The sequence below is a fragment of the Paenibacillus sp. J2TS4 genome (genome assembly GCF_018403245.1).
GTDB lineage: Bacteria > Bacillota > Bacilli > Paenibacillales > NBRC-103111 > Paenibacillus_L.
The window spans coordinates 14,818-34,967 of sequence record NZ_BOSH01000001.1 but is presented as its reverse complement, the minus strand read 5'-3'; the positions used below and the strand labels follow the sequence as shown (position 1 = coordinate 34,967).

Below are 20,150 nucleotides of genomic sequence, written 5' to 3'. Positions count from 1 at the left end.
CTAAAAAATTAGTACGAAAAAGATATAGAAATAATATTCATCTATTCCGCAATCATCCCATTTAATAATAAATCGACGATTTGGGTCGCTAAATGACCTGCACTACTTAAACCTGGCAATAAACGTGTTTCTGTTAACTTTTCGATCATACTTACTAAACATTCAGCCACAAATTCCATATCCAAATCACTGCGAAAATAACCAGACTGCTGTTCTTTGACCAAATTATCCCGAACCATGCGAACCATATCCGCTCGAATCTGAGCTCTATTCGGATTGACGAATAATCCTATTCTCGTTAAATCGGGTTCCATCGCCAAAAACTCAAAGAACATTTTCAACTTTGTTTTGATGTGTTCAAAAACATTCTCCTGTTCCATTGCGGAATCTAGTAAGCTATTTTCAATTAATGTCCTCATCCGGTTATGAAAAGCTTGAGTTAATTCTATAAATATCGCTTCTTTACTAGAGAAATATAAATAGAATGCGGGCTGAGTAAGTCCGGCCGCGGCTACAATATCACTAATTTTAGTATCATGATAGCCTCTTCTAGAAAACTCAGAGGCAGCTAATGTAAGCAACCGAGCTTTACTTGCTTTTCCTTTCTCCTTACTTGACTTTACCATCCAATCTTCCTTTCTATAAATTACTCATAAGTAATGTTACTACAAAGTAAGTTTATTGAAAAGTATTTTATCTATCACGTACTAATGCATTCAACTCATAATCCCAAGAAATACTCAATTCAAACAAAAAGTCAGTAGAACAACAATGGCTCAAGCGTATTCGTTGCTTGAGCTATAATAAATCAGGTCAATATAATTAAAAACGGCAACTCTACCATATCAATAGTTGTTTGAATGGTGGATCCTACAGGGATCGCCCCCCTGACCTCATCGCTGCCAGTCAAGCACTCCACCAAAATAATAAATACCACAGCGCCAAGGACTGTGGCAGATTAAAATATTGTAACGCTCTTATCTTTGGACAAGAGCGCTTCGCACCCAGGGGATATCATCGCTGCTTCTCTTCCTCCCTTATAAGATAAGGGGCATTTCTCTTCTTGAGGATGGAAATGCCCCTGTCATCACATTAACCACCTGTTCGAATGCTGTTCGCGATGGCATCGTCCTTCGTTGCTTATAGTAATCTGTATGGACTTTTTTATACGGTGATCCCTGCGTTCATTTATTTGTGTTCTAACATCCGAAGCAGCATCATCGTTGCTTCCGCGCGAGTAGCCGTTTCGTTTGCCGCAAAGCGGTTTCCGCCGCGGCCATCGACGATGCCAAGTTTGCGAATCGCTTCGACCGCGCCTTTCGCCCACTCGGGAATCGCTTCATCATCGGCAAAGCCGGTTGTCACATTGGTGTTAAGCTGCTGCTTGAGTACCCGGGCAATCATCGCCGCCATCTCCACACGAGTGATACGGTTATTCGGCCGGAAACTGCCATCATTGTATCCATCGATAATCCCCGCCTCTACCGCCTGTGCAACGGCTTGTTTTGCCCATCTGCCGATTTGGTCGTTGTCCGTAAATGCAAGAGCCGCACCTTGCCCTTCCAGTTTCAAATTGCCTGCCAGCATGACGGTAAACTCGGCACGGGTAACAGGGTTGTTCGGTTTGAATGTGCCGTCAGGATAACCGCTGACGATGCCTTTCGCTGCTGCGCTCCTGATGTAGTTTTCCGCCCAATACCCAGCAATGTCGGTAAATTCAATAAGCGGTTCGGATGGTTGTAGCGTTTCGCGGTAAACAGTTAGCGTATATTTTTTCTTCGTGCCATTCTCAGCCTGCACCGTTAGTACATACGTATTTTTGCCTTCCTTCAGATCATCTTTGATTCTGTCTGTAATCACTTTATCCTTCCATATCACTTTCGCTGCAGAGTGCGCTTCTTTAACCACAATCTCGATCTGCTCGGCCTCTGTATGGGCGATATATTCTGTCATTCCCGATGAAAATGATGGGCTGAGCTTCAACTTTTTCTCGTTGGTCCATACTTGCAAGTCCGCCAGATCTGCGTTGTTGGACAATACGTACCCGCCTCCGCCGCCACCCGAACTGCCGGATCCACCGTCTCCGCCAGATGAACGGGCTGTGGTCGCTTGCTTGCTGAGCGGTGCGCTTTCTTTCTCCGCTTCGTTATACGCCTTGACGCTAAATGTATACGTCGTGCCTGTGCGCAAATTCTGGATAGTATATTCGCGCACGTTTCCTGAGACGGTCTGGGGTTGCCAGTTGTCATCATCAATGTAAATCCGATAGCCAGTTACGCCAACCTGATCGGTAGCGCTTGGCCAGCTCAGCTTTACGCTGGTTTGCGTGATGTTTGAAACGGTCAGTTCGCTATTCTCCGGCCATTGCGGCGCTTCTCCCACTGGTTCAGATCGCTCCGGCAACGTCTTTGCTGCGGCGGTCAATGGAGCACTCTCGCTTCCTGCTTCGTCATACGCTGTGACTTTGAACGTGTATTCCGTATCCGCCTCCAGGTCGAGGACAGTGATTCCATAGACACTGCCGCTGACCGTCTTCCGTACCTTATCTTCGACGTAGATTCGATAACCAGTCACGCCGATATGATCCGTAGCTTCCGGCCAGGACAGCTTCACGCTCGTCTGTGTGATGTCCGAAACGGTCAGTTCATCGCCTTCACGCCATTGCGGAGCTTCCGTGTCTGGATCTGGCGGTTCCTCTGAACCTGCTCGCAGTGTAACGTTAATTTCTCCGGAAATCGTTGCATCACTCTCCAAGGTCGCCTTCACCGTTATCGGTCCTACCGACACTTGGTCGGTTATCGTCAATAGTCCCGTTTCCGAATCGATGCTGACGCCTTCCGTCGCTGTGACGCTCCATTGCACTTTTTCATTTGGCATCACATTGCCATCTTCGTCGAGCACATCGGCTTCATACTGCTTCGTTACCGGCGGTTCACCGCTGGTTGGAATAGTTATCTCCGTGGCTCCGCGAATGTCGATGTCACTCGGAACGGGCTCCTTCACTGCACTCGCTTGTAACGTAACGCCGAATTCACTGAAAATGGCTGCATCACCATCCAAGGTCGCCTTCACCATTATCGGTCCTGCCGACGCTTGATCCGTGACCGTCAATAGCCCCGTTTCCGAATCGATGCTGACGCCTTCCGTCGCTATGATGCTCCATTGCACTTTTTCATTCGGCATTGCATCGCCATCTTCGTCGAGCACATCGGCTTCATACTGCTTCGTTATCGGCGGTTCACCGCTGGCTGGAAGGATGATCTCCTTGGCACCGCGAATGTCGATGTCACTCGGAACGGGCTCCTTCACCGCACTCACTTGTAACGTAACGCCGAATTCACCGAAAATGGCTGCATCACCATCCAAGGTCGCCTTCACCATTATCGGTCCTGCCGACGCTTGGTCGGTTATCGTCAACAATCCCTTTTCTAGATCGATGCTGACACCTTCCGACGCTGTGACGCTCCATTGCACTTTTTCATTCGGCATTACATCGCCATTTTCGTCGAGCACATCGGCTCTATATTGCTCCGTTATTGGCGCTTTGTCGCTGGCCGGAATAACGATTGTCCCCGCGCCAGCAATCTCCACTTGTGTCGGAACAGGCGTTTCTTCATCGTTGTCCTGATACTCATACGCCCCAAGATCAACGCGTCCTCCGACAATGCGCGGATTACCGTCTCGATCCGTTGCGACTCCGTGAGGAACGAGGTCATTATTCCCACCATTGATCGCAGGTGAACCCTGCTTCAGACGATAGTCTCCTTCCGTCGTCGGCGCGTCGCCGAAAGACATGGGAGTTTTAAGGAGCGTATCGATCGTAATGGTGTCTAAATCAACCCCGTCGGGTCCCTCGGCGAGAGGATCGCCAATCAAGCTGAATACGACGTTGGAGTCGGAAGGGTTATCGTTCGAAATATTGTTCTCTTCACCGTTGTCTAATCCATTTCCCCAGATCAAGCTATTTCGTATAAGAAACTTGCTGCTACCTTGGTTATATATCGCACCGCCTTTCGTTTTAGCTGTATTTCCACTGATCGTTACATTCGTCAGGGTTGGACTGCTGCCGGAAACGTTGATTATCCCGCCGCCTTCTTGGTATTTGGCTAAATTCCCACTGATGATTACATTTGTCAGGATTGGGCTGCTATCAGAGTTTAGCATACCCCCGCCGCCTATGTCAGCTGCATTACCGCTAATGATTACATTGAGCAAGGTCATGCTGCCGGTACGGTTGTACACTCCAGCACCAAATGAGTCGGACTTGTTTCCGCTGATCGTCACATTCGTCAAGGATGGGCTGCTGGAAACGCTAGATATCCCACCGCCATAGCTGCTGGATGTATTTTCCCTAATCACCACATTCGTCAAGACAGGGCTGCTGCGAGTATTGTACATCCCACCGCCCGCACCACTTGCTTTATTCCCATTGATCGTCACTTTCGTCAAGGATGGGCTGCTGAAAGCGCTAGCTATCCCACCGCCACTGCTGGATGTATTTTCCCTAATCGCCACATTCGTCAAGACAGGGCTGCTGCGAGTATTGTACATCCCGCCGCCCGCAGCACTTGCTTTATTCCCATTGATCGTCACTTTCGTCAAGGATGGGCTGCTGGAAACGTTGTAAATCCCGCCGCCATAGTTGGATGTATTACCGCTAATCGTCATATTCGTCAAGGCCGGATTGCTAGAATCATTATACATCCCGCCACCGCTAGAGTTGGACATATTGCCACTGATCGTCACATTCGTCAAGGCCGGATGACTTTCTCTATTGTACATCCCACTGCCGCCGTTATTATCGAAATCTGTTCCATTCGCTCTTCCCCCTGTGATCGTCACCCCATCCAAAATCGCGGTTTCGTCTACTCCACCGTCATGATAAAAGACATGGTAGGCATGGTCACTATCGTCATCACCCAGGCCAATTTTCCCGCTCAAAATCGTCTCATTAGCGACAAAATCTCGCAGTGCGAGATCGAACGTTTCCGGTTCCTCGTTTCCTGCAAACCCGCCATAAATAGCCACACCGTTCTTCATCTTGAAATGAACTGTTCGTGGGTCATCCCCGATTTTGTTGCCGGTCGGGACGTACGTTCCCTTGGCCATCCAGATCTCATATGTATCTCCATTACTGGTATCCGTCGCATCCAGCGCCTGTTGCAAGGTAGCGAAGGCCGTATCCCAGCTGCATCCGTCATTTGTATCGTCTCCGCCGTTCGCTTTAACGTACGTTCTGCCTGTTTCGCAAGACTGATCTTGTTTGACGATCACCTTGACAGTTACCGTTTCATCCGAATGAGAGGCAACCGCTTCAACGTCGTCCAGCTTTAACGTTCCCGTCATGATATATGCGCGAGCAGTATTTGGATCATATCCGGGGTTGTCAGCTGCATCCCATTCGACATCAACATCTTGCAGGATCTCGCCGTCGCTCAGCTTGATATTTAGTTGCCCCGGCAAAGGAATCTGTTCGAATGGCGTTCCGAACGGCACGGTAACAGGGGCAGTTTCAACAATCCCGATGACCACAGGTTTCAGATAGGGTATGCCTCCGTCCTTTATCGCCCAAGTGGCAGCAAAATCAAAAACGGTAAAATTGCTTTTGTCTTGCATCTGTTCCTCTGTGAGACCTGTAGCATCTCCACTGCCACTTCCAATACCCTCTGATACTACATCCCTATTCCAGTACGAGGTCTGCACAGTGTTGCCATTATTGCCAACCAAGCCGCCGACTTGTTGCGAGCCAGTCACCTCTCCTGTCGCATACGAAGTTTGTATTGTGCCGCTATTATGGCCTGCCAAGCCGCCGACAGAGTTAGAACCACTCACTCTTCCCGTCGCATACGAGTCCTGCACAGTGCCGCGTTCATTATCGCCTACCAAGCCGCCGACAATATAAGAACCATCCGCATCACCCGTCACATAGGAAGTTTGTATTGTGCCGCTATTATAGCCCACCAAGCCACCGACTTGAACCTCACCACTTACTCTACCTGTTGCGTATGAGGCCTCTACCCTGCCTCTATTTGAGCCCACCAAGCCGCCGACTCCATTTTTTCCTATTACATGACCTGATGCTGAAGAAGCTTTCACTTTCCCATAATTTTGCCCTGCTAAAGTGCCAACGATATTAATTCCAGTTATATCGGCGTTTTGCAAAGTGACGTTCCGGACAATGCCATCTGTGCCGATCACTCCAAACATGCCAACGAAATTTTCTGTTTTGTCCACCTTGAGGTTACGAATCACATATCCGTTGCCATCGAATGTGCCAGTAAAAGGAGCACCATCCGTTCCAATCGGCTCCCACGGGTTTGTAGTCCAATCCCCATCCGTAAAGTTAATTTCCTCTGCTAACTGAAAATGAGCGCTTAAATATGCATCTTGATTGTCGTGCTGATGTTCGCTTAACGCATACAATTGCTCCGGCATCTCGATAATATACGGATCGTCTTCCGTTCCCGAACCTGCGGCAAAATAGAAGCTTGTTCCCTCATTGGCCGCCATTGTTGATGGTAACGGCACTACGCCCGCCAAACCGAGCCAGATTGCGAGGAATAGAAGCCAAATTTTGTTTCTTTTCGCATTCATCCTATGTACATTCCTCCTTCTATTTATCTATTAAAAACCTCATCCAGTAGATTATATACACATTCCCGCCCCGTTGTGATCAACCCTCCCCGTCGCAAAGGACGAAAAGGTTGAGATAGGCGGTGGAGAAATCCGTGCGAAAAAGGAGGGGATTAGAATAAGTTGAGCTTTCTCGCACGGTCGATCGCCTGCAACCGGCTTGTCACTTGCAACTTGCTATACATATTATTGATGTGCGTCTTTACAGTCGATAACGAAACACCCAGCTTTAGCGCCATGTCCCGGTTCGAAATCCCTGTTTGCATGAGCCGGAGCACCTTCCGTTCAGCGTCGGTCAAGGCAGGTTTGAACCATTCCTTAGGTACAGGAGCTTGGACCGTTCCCCCTGGATAAGCAATCAACTGCAACAATCGCTTGACATAAGGCAACGGCACTTTCCTGCCTGGGCGGCGCTGATGATGTTGCCGCAGTTTCACATACTGATCCAGCAGCAGCCCCAAGGCCGCCCCCTCGTCGACAAATGTACGAATGTATTCCTCCGGCTGTGCCAGAGACAGCGCCTCCTCCAATGCATCCATGCTGAGAACAACATTTCCCTGCAAAAAAACAATTTTGCTTTTGTGAACCAGCAAGCGAATCCTATCGTTTCGCCTTTCCGGATCGCCTGCGATGCGCAAGAGCCGCTCGATTAACGATACGGCTTCCTCGGTCTTTCCCTGTTCTGCCAACAGGCAGGCGAGCAAGTCATACTCTTCCATCATGGACAGCGGAATTTCATCTTTGGAACGCAAACCATTCGTTCTTAACCATTGTTTCACGGATTTCGCCTCTCCCCATATCCGCCCTTGCAACGCCATGGTCCATGCCACTTTTCGGGAGAGATTGGGATATTGGTTGCCTTTGATTTGATTCGCCAATGATTGAAGGATCGTTTTTGCCTCATTTTGCCGACCTTCCGCTGAATAGACTCGAGTTAACCATAAGAAAGAAATGGTGATGAGATTTTGGTTATGGTAAGTCTTGCCAATGTCCAGCGCCTGGTTAAAATACCGCTCTGCCTCCTCCAACCGGTTCCACTCGTACATTAGCTTTCCATAACTGATATACAGATTGGCAATGAAAAACACATTTCGGGTTCCGGACCAAATCCGCAAATAGGCTTTCAACACCCGTTCCGCCTCTTTCAGGTTGTCTACAAAAGCATACACATCCCAAATCGGGAGATAACCATCGTCATCCGTGCCAAGACCGACAAAGAAATCTCCTGAAGGGTTTCTTTGCATATAGGCTTCAAAATGCCGGATTGATGCTTCAAAATCTCTCTCAAAATAAGCCCTGAACGCTTCCAGCACACATAGTCCTGCTTGGAATGATTCAATCGCCTGTTCAGGAAATGAAGACACCGTCTCGGCGAATAGTTCCTTCGCCCAAGTCAGCTTCGTCTTTGCCAATTCAATTTGTCCCGATAAAAACAACGAAACGATCTGCGTCATGAGCATCATCGGCCTGGCGAAAAGCACGGCATCGGGAATCTCGTCAAGCCATGTAAGCAACGTCGACCATTCTTTTCTCATCAGTTGCGGGGCAACCGCCTCCAATAGGCGAAGGGCATGTTCATAGCTTGATGCGGATAGATAATGATCCATTGCATCATACAGATAACCGTTCTCCTCCAACCACTTTCCCGCCGTAACGTGAAGCAAGTTTACCTGCCTGGGTTCCCGGCTATCCAGTTGCCGCAGTAAAAAATGCTGGAACAAAGGGTGATATCGAAACCACTTGCGCTGGTCGTCCAAAGGAACGAGAAACAATTGGTCCTGTTCCAATTGCCGCAAGCTCGCCATACTGTCCGGCAGACCGGTTACGGCGTCGCAAAGCTCGCCAGTCATTCGTTGCAACACCGAAGATCGAAGCAAAAACTGTTGCAGCGCTTCCGGCTGCCGGGTCAACACTTCCTCAAAAAAATAATCCGATATATCGCCTTCCGTGGCCGACATCTTGCGCAAGACTTCCGCGGGATCGGCTTTTTCGTCTAACGCCAGGGCCGCCAGACGCAGCGCAACCGCCCACCCTTCCGTCCGTTGCTGTACAGCGGTAATCTCTTCGGAGGACAGGGCCGACCCGCTGCACGTTGAGAAAAAATTTGTCGTTTCTTCCCGGGTGAAACGCAAATCGTCCGCTTCCAACCGATTCAGTTTGTTTTCCAAACTCAATCTGGGCAAACGCACCGCTCTTGAAGTCCGGCTCGACATATAAAGATGAATATGCGTGGGCAGGCGTTCCAACAAGTATTCGATGCCGTGCCTAGTTGCTTCTTCTTCGATATGATGGATATCGTCCCACACGAGCACGATCGGCTGTGACAAGCGATCAAGTTCATTGATCAGTGCGGCAATCAGCGAGGCTCCCGATGTATCCGCCGCGGCAAAGTTCAGCGCCTTTTGTTCGTCAAATTCCGGATAAGCCTGCTTCAACGCCGCAACGGTATGGCTCCAAAAGCGCATCTGCTCGTTATCTCCCGCATCCAGCGATACCCAGGCGACAGGAGGCTTGATCGTTCGCGACCATTCGCTGAGCAGTGTCGTTTTGCCGTATCCGGCTGGCGCCGTAATGAAGGTTAAGTTGCCGTTCAATCCGTCATTTAGCCGGTAATAGAGGCGTTGCCTTTGGACAAGTGCGCTTCGCGCTTGGGGGATATGCAATTTGGTGATGATAATCATTGCTTGCCTCATTTCCTTCCTTATGAAAAAATAAGGGCATTTCCTTTACTGGTGATGGAAATGCCCCTTCTTAAACACCTATTCGAATGATCTTCGCGATGGCATCGTCTGCAGAAACTTGCAACAATCGGTATGGACTATTTATACGGTTATCCGTATGTTCATTATTTGTGGTCCAACATCCGCAGCAGCATCACCGTCGCTTCTGCGCGGGTTGCCGTTTCGTTTGCTGCAAAGCGGTTTCCGCCGCGGCCATCGACGATGCCTAGTTTACGAATTACTTCGACCGCGCCTTTCGCCCACTGCGGAATCGCTTCATCATCGGCAAAACCAGTTGTCGCATTTGCGTTTAGCTGCAGTTTTAGCGTCCGAGCGATCATCGCCGCCATCTCCGCCCGGGTGATTTTCTCGTTTGGACGGAAGCTACCATCGCTGTACCCGTCAACGATGCCTGCCTGTACTGCCCGCGCAACGGCTTGCTTTGCCCATCCGCCGATCCGGTCATGATCCGTGAAAGTTAGCGCGGAGCCGTCACCTTCCAGTTTCATCGCACCTGCCAGCATCGCGGTAAATTCGGTGCGAGTGACCGGATTGTTCGGTTTAAATGTACCGTCTGGATAACCGCTGACGATCCCTTTCACTGTGGCGCGCTTGATGTAGTTTTCCGCCCAGTGTCCGGCGATGTCGATTAATTCAATAACCGGTTCGGTTGGCTTTGGCACATCTCGATAAATGGTCAGCGTATATTTCTTCTTCGTACCGTTTTCCGCTTGTACCGTGAATACAAACGTATTTTTGTCTTCCTCCAGATCTACTTTCACCCTGTCGGTCATGACTTTATTGTGTAGAATTACTTTGGCTACGGAATGCGCCTCATTTACGACAAGCTCTACTTGCTCGGCTTCTGTGCGTGCCGTATATTCTGTCGTTCCCGAAGCAAATGTTGGGCTTAGATTCAATTGTTTGCCTTCCGCCCATACTTGCAGATCCGCAAGATCTGCATTGTTGGATAACACACGACCGCCTCCGCCACCACCGGAACCGCTGTTACCTCTTGGTGCTCTTGGGGTCGCTATCGCTACATTGGAGAAATCACTGGCTCCTTCCACAGAGATCGCCTTCACTGCGAATGCATAAGTTTTTCCGTTCGTCAATCCCGTGACGATGTAGGAGTTCGCTGTAACATTCGATTGAATAAGCTTCCAGTTCGCCGGATCGGCAGGAGCTGATGTGCCTTCCGCTTGGTAAACTGCGTAAGTCACGCTGCCTGTTCCCGTGACAGCATTCCACTTTAATGTAACGGAACGATCAGCCGCAGAAGCTGTTAAATTCGCCGGTGCAGGTATCGTTGCAATCGTATACTGCTCCTCCATCACTTCACTGTCGAGCATGCCAGCCTTCACTGCAATCGCCTTGATCGTCATCTCCGCGGTCACTTCGATGGGTGCGGTATATTCCATACTGCTGCGGGTTGGTGCGCTCCCGTCTGTCGTGTAGTAAATCGTTGCTCCTTCGGTCACCGTGCTCAATGTTACCTTTGTTCCAGATAGAACCGCACCGCCTGTTGGATCTGCAACAGGTTTCGCTACTTGATTAGGCTGCTGTAGGATCGTATAATGTTCCACCATCACTTCGCTGTCGAGCATGCCAGCCTTCACTGCAATCGCCTTGATCGTCATCTCCGAAGCGACTTCGATTGGTGCGGTATATTTCATACTGTTGCGGATTGGTGCGCTCCCGTCTGTTGTGTAGTAAATCGTTGCTCCTTCGGTCACCGTGCTCAATGTTACCTTTGTTCCAGATAGAACCGCACTGCCTGATGGTTCTGCAACCGGCTTGGCGACCTGCTCAGGGTGCAAGATCGTGTACGACTCGGTCATCACTTCACTGTCGAGCATGCCAGCCTTCACAGCAATTGCCTTGATCATCATCTCCGAAGCGACTTCGATTGGTGCGGTATATTCCATACTGCTGCGGGTTGGTGCGCTCCCGTCTGTTGTGTAGAAAATCGTTGCTCCTTCGGTCGTCGTGCTCAATGTTACCTTTGTTCCAGATAGAACCGTACTGCCTGATGGTTCTGCAACCGGCTTGGCGACCTGCTCGGGCTGCAAGATCGTGTACGACTCGGTCATCACTTCACTGTCGAGCATGCCAGCCTTCACAGCAATCGCCTTGATCGTCATCTCTGCGGTCACTTCGATTGGTGCAGTATATTCCATACTGCTGCTCGACGGCGTGCTGCCATCCAGCGTATAGTAGATCGTCGCATCTTCGGTCTCCGTGCTCAGACTGACCTTCGTGCCCGGGGGCACCTCGCCGCCAGCCGGATGAGCCACTGGCTTGGCAACTTGTTCCGGCACTTCAAGTAGGAAAGCTCCGGAATGGACTGCAAATAACTTGCTGCCATCTTCGTCTTGGGCATAAATATGCACATACCAGGTATTGTCTATCGTCTGTGCGTCATCCAGGGAGTGTCTAAGGGGATCCCCGCTTTCAAACACGTTCCATTCATTGCCTTCCGGTTCGGTTGGCAAAACTGGCTCCTCTTCAGACAGCGTCCACTGATATTGTAAGCTAAACTCTTTGTTCCAGATTGCCGTAACGGTTGTCTGTGCTTCCTTTTGCACCTGTCCGCCGCTGCTCCATGGATCAAAGTTTAGAAATAAAATGCCATTACTTTCGGCATAGGTTTGTGCTGCGGAGGCAAGTTCCCCGATGATCACTTTAAGAGGATTGTTCCTAAATAGACTTGGGCCGAGCAATGTGACCTTATTAGGAATTTTTATACTGGTAAGCCGGTTGGACGCAAACGCCGACGCCCCAATACTTTCGACACTATGCCCGATCTGTACACTTGTGAGTTGGTTTTCTTCAAATGCCGAGTTCTCAATACTCTTCACATTGTCCGGAATGGACACCTTTTGGAGCTGGTTTTTATAAAAAGCTTGGAAATCAATGATTAACAAGCTGTCGGGGAACGTTACGCTCGTAAGTTGGTTGGATGCAAACGTCTGAGCCCCGATACTCTCGACACTGTTTCCGATCTGTACACTTTTAAGCCCGTTATATCGAAATGCCCCGTTCCCAAGGTGCGTCACACTGTCCGGGATGATCACACGCTCGAGTTGGTTGGAATCGAATGCCCCGCTCCCGATGACTGTCACGCTATTCCCGATCACCACAGATTTGAGCCAATTCGCATAAAATGCTCTGTCCCCAATTTCCGTCACACTATCCGGGATCGTCACACGAGTGAGTTTTTTGAGTGCAAATGCCGAGTCTCCGATCTCTTTTACCGGCTTGCCTTCCAATGTGTCGGGGATGGTCAGATCCGTCTCGTTTCCGATATAGCCCGTAATCACCGCATATTCGTTACCATCGATATCCGATTTCATTTCGTATAAATAATCACCATCTTGAAGCTCTCCCTCAAGTAGAAACGCTCCCGAATGGACTGCAAATATTTTCCTGCCACCTTCATCTTCGGCATAAATGTGCACATACCAGGTGTTGTCTATCGTTTGTGTATCATCCACGGAGTGTCTAAGGGTATCTCCGCTTTGAAACACTGTCCATCCGTTGCCATCCGGTTCGTATGGCAACGCCAGAGCCTCTTCAGTCGTCGTCCACTGATAGAATAAGCTAAACGCTTTGCTCCAGAGCGCCTTGACGGTCGTCGATGCTTCCTTTTGCGCCTGTCCGCCGCTGCTCCATGGATCAAAGTTTAGAAATAAAATGTCATTATTTTCGGCATATGTTTGTGCTGCGGAGCCAAGTTCCCCGATGATCACTTTAATCGTATTGGATCTAAATGCCCCGTCTCCGATGTTCGTCACATTGCCTGGAATCATTACGCTCTCGAATTCATTCTCATCAAATGCATAGTTCCCGATGTTCGTTACGCTGTCCGGGATCATTACACGGGCGAGTTGATTAGATCTAAATGCGTGCTGCTCGATACTCGTCACACTGCCCGGTATCGTCACTTCCGTGAGTTGGTTCCCATAAAAGGCCGAGCTCCCGATGACCGTCACGCCTTGCCCGATCGTCACAGATTGGAGTTGATTCGTATGAAATGCTCCCTCCCCGATGTTCGTCACACTATCCGGGATCGTCACATGGGTGATTTTATTGTTTCGAAATGCCTCCTTCCCGATTCTCGTCACTCCATCCTGAATTATTACACTCTCCAATTGGTTATCCAGAAATGCCTGGCTCTCGATCGTCCTCACACCGTTTGGAACCGTTACATCGGTGAGTTTGTTGTATGCAAATGCATAATTCCCCATACTCGTCACACTGTCCGGGATCTTCACACTCTTCAGTTGATTAGCTGCAAATGCATACCCCCCGATGCTCGTTACACCGTCCGGGATATCTACGCTGTTGAGTTTGTTGAGATGAAATGCCCCGTTATCGATACTCGTTACGCCGTCCGGAATCGTTACACGGATGAGGCCTTTATCTTTAAAAGCTCCTACCCCTATTCCTTTTACCGGATTGCCATCCAATGTATCAGGGATGATCAGCTCCGTCTCGCTTCCTGTATAGCCCGTAATCACCGCATATTCGTTACCATCGGTATCCGATTTCACTTCGTATAAATAATCGCTATCTTGAGCCTCTTCTTCAAGTAAAAAAGCTCCTGAATGGACTGCAAATAATGTCCCGCCTTCTTCATCTTGGGCATAAATGTGTACATACCAAGCGCTGTCTATCTTATGTGTATCATCCACGGAGTGTCTGAGCGTGTCTCCGCTTTGAAACGTCGTCCAACCGTTACTATCCGGTTCGTTGGGCAGAGCCGGTATTACTTCAGTTGTTGTCCACTGATATTGTAAGCTAAACGTATTGTCCCAGAGCGCCGTAACGGTCGTCGCTGCTTCCTTTTGCACCTGTCCGCCGCTGCTCCATGGATCAAAGTTTAGAAATAAAATACCATTTTTTTCGGCATAGGTTTGTGCTGCGGAGGCAAGTTCCCCCATGATCACATTAAGGGGATTGTTCGCAAATGCCCCGTCTCCAATATTCTTCACACTGTCCGGAATGGTCACACTTTCGAGTTGGTTCTTGTGAAATGCCCACTTTCCAAGGCTTGTTACGCTATCAGGGATCGTCACACTCTCGAGTTGATTAGCTGCAAATGCGTAATCCCCGATGTTCGTCACGCTGTCCGGGATCATTACACTCGTGAGTTGGTTGTTGTGAAATGCCCACTTTCCAAGGCTTGTTACGCTATCAGGGATCGTCACACTCTCGAGTTGATTGTTTCGAAATGCCCCCTCCCCGAGGCTGGTCACACTGTCTGGGATGTTCACACTTTCGAGTTGATTGTTTCGAAATGCCCCCTCCCCGAGGCTGGTCACACTGTCTGGGATGTTCACACTTTCGAGACCTTTTTCATAAAAAGCTTGTCGCCCGATTTCTTTTACCGGTTTGCCATCCAATGTATCGGGGATGGTCAACTCCGTCTCGTTTCCGGTATACTTCGTAATCACTGCATATTCGTTCCCATCGGGATCCGATTTAGTATCGAATAAATAATCACCATCTTGAGACTCTTCCGCTTGCACAACCGGGAGACCGCTGCTGATAAGAACCGCCGCCAATAGCAGCACCAGTCCCTTCTTCCATCGCTTCAATCCTGCTAAATGTAGCATCGATCACATTCCTTTCCACCTTTTCTCCACATAATCCCATATGGTTTTTACTATAACATTGTACATACTTTCCGCTCTTTTTTGATCAACCCAGCCTCTCGACGTATTCTAAAAGGTTGAAGGAGGGGGTGGAGAAAATATGAGTAAAAAAGTGCTTGGTCCATCCTTTATCCTCCCTGCTAAGATTGAGCAGTTAGCAAACTGTTCCTACCATATCACTTAGTTGAAAGGATAGCTGCTCAAGCTATAAACATTTCTGCAACCCAGTCAAGGGTTTTCATGTACAAAAACGCGAAGAACCCCTTGGGATATCTTCGCGTTGTATTGTACTTATTGACTGACTTCCAACAATCTTAGCAGCATTACCGTCGCTTCTGCGCGGGTAGCCGTTTCGTTTGCTGCAAAGAGGTTTCCACCGCGGCCATCGGCGATGCCAAGTTTGCGAATTGCTTCGACCGCACCTTTCGCCCACTGCGGAATCGCTTCATCATCGGCAAAACCAGTTGTCGCATTTGCGTTAAGCTCCAGTTTTAGCACCCGAGCGATCATTGTAGCCATCTCCGCCCGGGTGATATGCGTGTTTGGTCGGAAGCTGCCATCACTGTACCCATCAACGATGCCTGCCTGTACTGCCCGCGCAACGGCTTGCTTCGCCCACGCACCGATCTGATCGTGATCCGTGAATGTTAGCACGGAGCCGTCACCTTCCAGTTTTAAAGTGCCTGCCAGCATCACAGTAAACTCGGCGCGAGTGACCGGATTGTTCGGTTTAAATGTGCCGTCTGGATAACCGCTGACGACCCCATTCGCTGTGGCGCGCTTGCTGTAGCTTTCCGCCCAGTGTCCGGCGATATCGGTAAATTCAATAACCGGTTCGGTTGGCTTTGGCACATCTCGATAAATGGTCAACGTATATTTTTTCTTCGTGCCATTCTCCGCTTGTACCGTTATTTCAAACTTATTGTCGTCCTCTTTCAGATCGACTTTGATTCTGAAAGTCATGACTTTATCGTGTAGAATTACTTTGGCTGCGGAATCCGCCTCTTTTACGACAAGCTCTACTTGCTCGGCTTCAGTACGTGCCGTATATTCTGTTGTTCCTGAAGCAAATGAAGGGCTTAGATTCAATTGTTTGCCTTCCGCCCATACTTGCAGATCCGCAAGATTCGCATTGTTAGACAAGGAACGTTCGCCACGACCGCCACCTGAACCACCGCCTCCACCTGTAGATCGAGTCGTAGTCGCTTGCTTGTTGAGCGGTGCGCTTTCGTTACCCGCTTCGTCAAATGCTTTGACACTAAACGTATACGTCGTACCTGGATGGAGACTCGTAACCGTGTATTCGTATACGCTTGCTGAAACGGTATGAGGTATCCAGTTGTCAACATAGACCCGATAGCCCTTCACGCCGACGTTATCCGTTGCGCTCGGCCATGACAGTTTCACGCTCGTCTGGGTGATGTCCGAAACAATCAGTTCATCACCATCTCGCCATTGCGGCGCTTCCGTATCGGGTTTGGATGGCTCCGGCAATGTCTTTGCCGTTCTAGTTAACGGAGCACTCTCGTTCCCTGCTTCGTCATACGCTGTAACTTCGAACGCATATTCCTTGTCTGCTTCCAGACCGAGGACGGTCATTTCCAATTTGCCAGCACTAACGGTTGTATATTCATCGCCGTCAACATAGACCCGATAGCCCATTACTCTGACGTTATCCGTTGCACTCGGCCATGACAGTTTCACGCTGGTCTGTGTGATGTCCGAAACGGTCAACTCGCCGTCCTTCGGCCATTGCGGCGCTTCCGTATCGGGTTCGGATGGCTCCAGCAATGTCTTTGCCGTTCTAGTTAACGGAGCACTCTCGTTCCCTGCTTCGTCATACGCTGTGACTTCGAACGCATATTCCTTGTCTGCTTCCAGATCAAGGACGGTCGCTTCCAATTTACCAGCACTGACGGTTGTATATTCATCGCCGTCAACAGAGATCCGATAGCCCATTACGCTGACGTTATCCACTGCGCTCGGCCACGACAGTTTCACGCTCGTCTGTGTGATGTCCGAAACGGTCAGCTCGCTGTCCTTCGGCCATTGCGGCGCTTCCGTATCGGGTTCGGGTGACTCCGGCAATGTCTTTGCCGTTTTAGTCAACGGAGCACTCTCATTCCCTGCTTCGTCATATGCTGTGACTTCGAACGCATATTCCTTGTCTGCTTCCAGATCGAGAACGGTCGTTTCCAATTTGCCGGCACTAACGGTTGTATATTCATCGCCGTCAACATAGACCCGATAGCCCATTACGCCGACGTTATCCGTTGCGCTCGGCCATGACAGTTTCACACTCGTTTGCGTGATCTCTGAAACAGTCAGTTCATCACCATCCTGCCATTGCGGTGCTTCGGTGTCCGGCGGTTCCACTGAACCCGCTTGCAGCGTGACGTTCATTTCACCGAAAATCGCCGGGTTACCGACCAATGTGGCCGTTACCGTTATCGACCCTGTCGGCGCTTGTTCCGTTACCGTCAAGACGCCCGTTTTCCGATCGATGCTGACACCTTCCGTCGCTGTGACGCTCCATTCCACTTTCTCTTCCGGCATCGCATCGTCGTTCTCATCCAGCACCAAGGCGTTGTACGTTTCTGTTTTTGGCGGTTCACTGCTGCCGGGGATCGCGATCGTGCCTGCTCCGCTCACTTCAATCGTCTTCGGAACAGGGGCTTCTTCCCCTTGATACTCGTAGGCGCCCAGGTCAACCCGTTCGCCGACCCTGCGCGGATTTCCGTCCAGATCGGTCTCGATACCGTCAGGAACCAGACCGTTGTTCCCTGCATTGATCGCTGGCGAGCCTTGGTTCAGGCGATAATCTCCTTCAGTCGTTGGCGCTTCATCGAAAAGCTTGGGAGCTATAAACAGCGCTTCAACCGTTACACTGTCCGGATCAATTCCATTAGGCGCAATTAATTCAGGGGGGCCAATCAAGCTGAAATCTATGATTGGTGCCGAATTGCTGTTATACATATTATTTTCCTGACCATCCGAGATACCATTTCCCCAAACAATGCTATTGAGAATCGTTGTATTGCTGCCGTTCAAATTGGCTATACCTGCACCTTCATCCTCGGCCGTATTCCCGCTGATCGTCACGTTCGTCAATGTCGGACTGCTGCCACTCAAATTGGCTATACCTCCACCATCACCCTCGGCCGTATTCCCGCTGATCGTCACGTTCGTAAGTGTCGGACTGCTGTTCAAATTAGCTATACCTCCACCATCACTGTCAGCCATATTCCCGCTGATCGTCACGTTCGTCAATGTCGGACTGCTGCCGCTCAAATTGGCTATACCTCCACCACCACCCTCGGCCGTATTCCCGGTGATCGTCACGTTCGTAAATGTCGGACTGCTGCTGCTCACATTGGCTATACCACCACCATAGCCAGCCGTATTCCCGCTAATCGTCACGTTCGTAAGTGTCGGACTGCTGTCACTCATATTGGCTATACCACCACCAATGCTGGACGTGTTCCCGCTGATCGTCACGTTCATCAACGTGGGACTGCTGAAAACATTTAACATTCCGCCGCCATACCGGAATAAGGGATCGCTGCTGCTCGCCCATCCCCCTGTAATCGTCACTCCGTCCAAAACAGCGGTTTGATCCAGCCCGCCATCGTGATAGAACACGTGGTACACGTGGTCGCGATCGTCATCGCCCGGCCCTATTTTCCCGCTCAAAATCGTTTCGTTGACGGTAAAATCACGCTGCGCGAGATCAAATCTCTCAGGGTCCTCGTTCCCGGCAAAGCCGCCGTAGATGGCCACGCCGTTTTTCAGCTTGAAATGAACCGTTCGCGGGTCAGCACCGATTTGGTTGCCCGTCGGGGTGTATGTGCCTTTAGCGATCCAGATCTGATCACCAGGCTCCGATTTGTCAATAGCATCCTGCAGGTTGGAAAGGGCATCATCCCAACTGCACCCCGTACCTGCGCCCCCTTGCTTTACATAAATGATTTTCGTGTCCGGGCAACCACCCGTATTCTGAATCTCAATCGTTATTTTTGCTTCACCAGAATCTTGCCTGCCGTTATTCACTTTGAACGTAAAGAAATCTGTTCCCGTTTCGTCCGGATAAGGCACATAAACAAAGTCTCCAGTTGAAGGATTTGTTATTTTTCCTATTCCTTTTTGTCCATATTCTGTAATAACAAATGTAAGTGCTCCTCCCTTTGGATCGAATCCCGTCAAAGTTCCTTTCAGTATCGTGTTTTTAAAAGTGATATAAGTGTCCTCGCGTGCTTTAGGGCGATCATCCACCGGGGGCGGACCTGGATCCACCGGAGGCGGACCTGGGTCCGGGTCCACTTCACCCGGACTAAGCACTTTGGCCTGGGCGCGGTCACTCTCTACACCATTGACCGTTTGTGTCACCATGTATGTTCCCGGGTACAAAAAAGAACGAAACTGATACCGACCGTTTTCATCTGCCTGACCAGTTTTCAAAGGCACTTGATCTGAGAGAGAAGGATCATATAATTTGATGACCGCCAAAGCCATAGCTTCCGTAATCGTAATCGTATCAATACCGCCCCGTGCAGTAACCGCCGGCGGTGCGACTGTGACAATTCTTTCCACTGGCATCACTTCGTCATTACCCTGGTCATCCAGAATCCGATACGTTATCGTGTAGACGCCGGGAATAAGACTGTCTACTTCATTTGCATTACTCGTGATGCGATCGCTAATATCGTTACCATCTCCATCTATCGCACTAGCACCTTCATCTACATACCGCTCTCCAGAAATGACCCGGACTTTCGCATCCCCCTTAAGGGTAATTGTTAACGCCATACTTTGGACATCTTGGGCAGCAAAGCGAACATTCGACGCGCTGCTCTTGACTACTCGTGAATAATGAGCGCTTGTCTTAAATTGGCCTTCTTTTGATTCGGCGTCTACCTCCCCCGCGCCTATACCCGGCCATACACCCGACAGGATCAATGATAAGATGGACAAGGAAATAAAAACCTGTTTCAGCTTTTTAGAAAACAATCGCACTGAATCACTCCTTTTATGGTGAAATCTTGTTTTATGTAGCTCATTCGAAACCCTCATCTTTACATTATACAAACTTCCTTCTCCGTTGTGATCAACCCTACCTGTCGCTTTAAGATGAAAAGGT

At 49.6% G+C, this 20,150-nt stretch carries 5 protein-coding genes; all 5 read right to left on the bottom strand.

Annotated elements, in window-relative coordinates; translation table 11 throughout:
- Window positions 1-41 precede the first annotated feature (41 nt).
- The 5 genes from KJS69_RS00180 to KJS69_RS00160 all read right to left on the bottom strand — a co-directional run bounded on the left by KJS69_RS00180 (window position 42) and on the right by KJS69_RS00160 (window position 20,026).
- Window positions 42-626 (bottom strand): TetR/AcrR family transcriptional regulator, encoded by a 585-nt coding sequence (locus KJS69_RS00180; protein WP_213581054.1) that lies wholly within the window; start codon window positions 624-626, stop codon window positions 42-44.
- Between the two features lie 562 nt (window positions 627-1,188).
- Window positions 1,189-6,594, bottom strand: a complete 5,406-nt coding sequence (locus KJS69_RS00175) for an S-layer homology domain-containing protein (RefSeq protein ID WP_213581053.1) — start codon at window positions 6,592-6,594, stop codon at window positions 1,189-1,191.
- 152 nt (window positions 6,595-6,746) lie between these two features.
- Window positions 6,747-9,314 (bottom strand): winged helix-turn-helix domain-containing protein, encoded by a 2,568-nt coding sequence (locus KJS69_RS00170; protein WP_213581052.1) that lies wholly within the window; start codon window positions 9,312-9,314, stop codon window positions 6,747-6,749.
- A 164-nt stretch (window positions 9,315-9,478) separates the two neighbouring features.
- Window positions 9,479-14,974, bottom strand: a complete 5,496-nt coding sequence (locus KJS69_RS00165) for a leucine-rich repeat protein (RefSeq protein ID WP_213581051.1) — start codon at window positions 14,972-14,974, stop codon at window positions 9,479-9,481.
- A gap of 330 nt (window positions 14,975-15,304) precedes the next feature.
- Window positions 15,305-20,026, bottom strand: coding sequence for a fibronectin type III domain-containing protein (locus tag KJS69_RS00160; protein ID WP_213581050.1), 4,722 nt, complete (start codon window positions 20,024-20,026; stop codon window positions 15,305-15,307).
- Window positions 20,027-20,150: the final 124 nt, after the last annotated feature.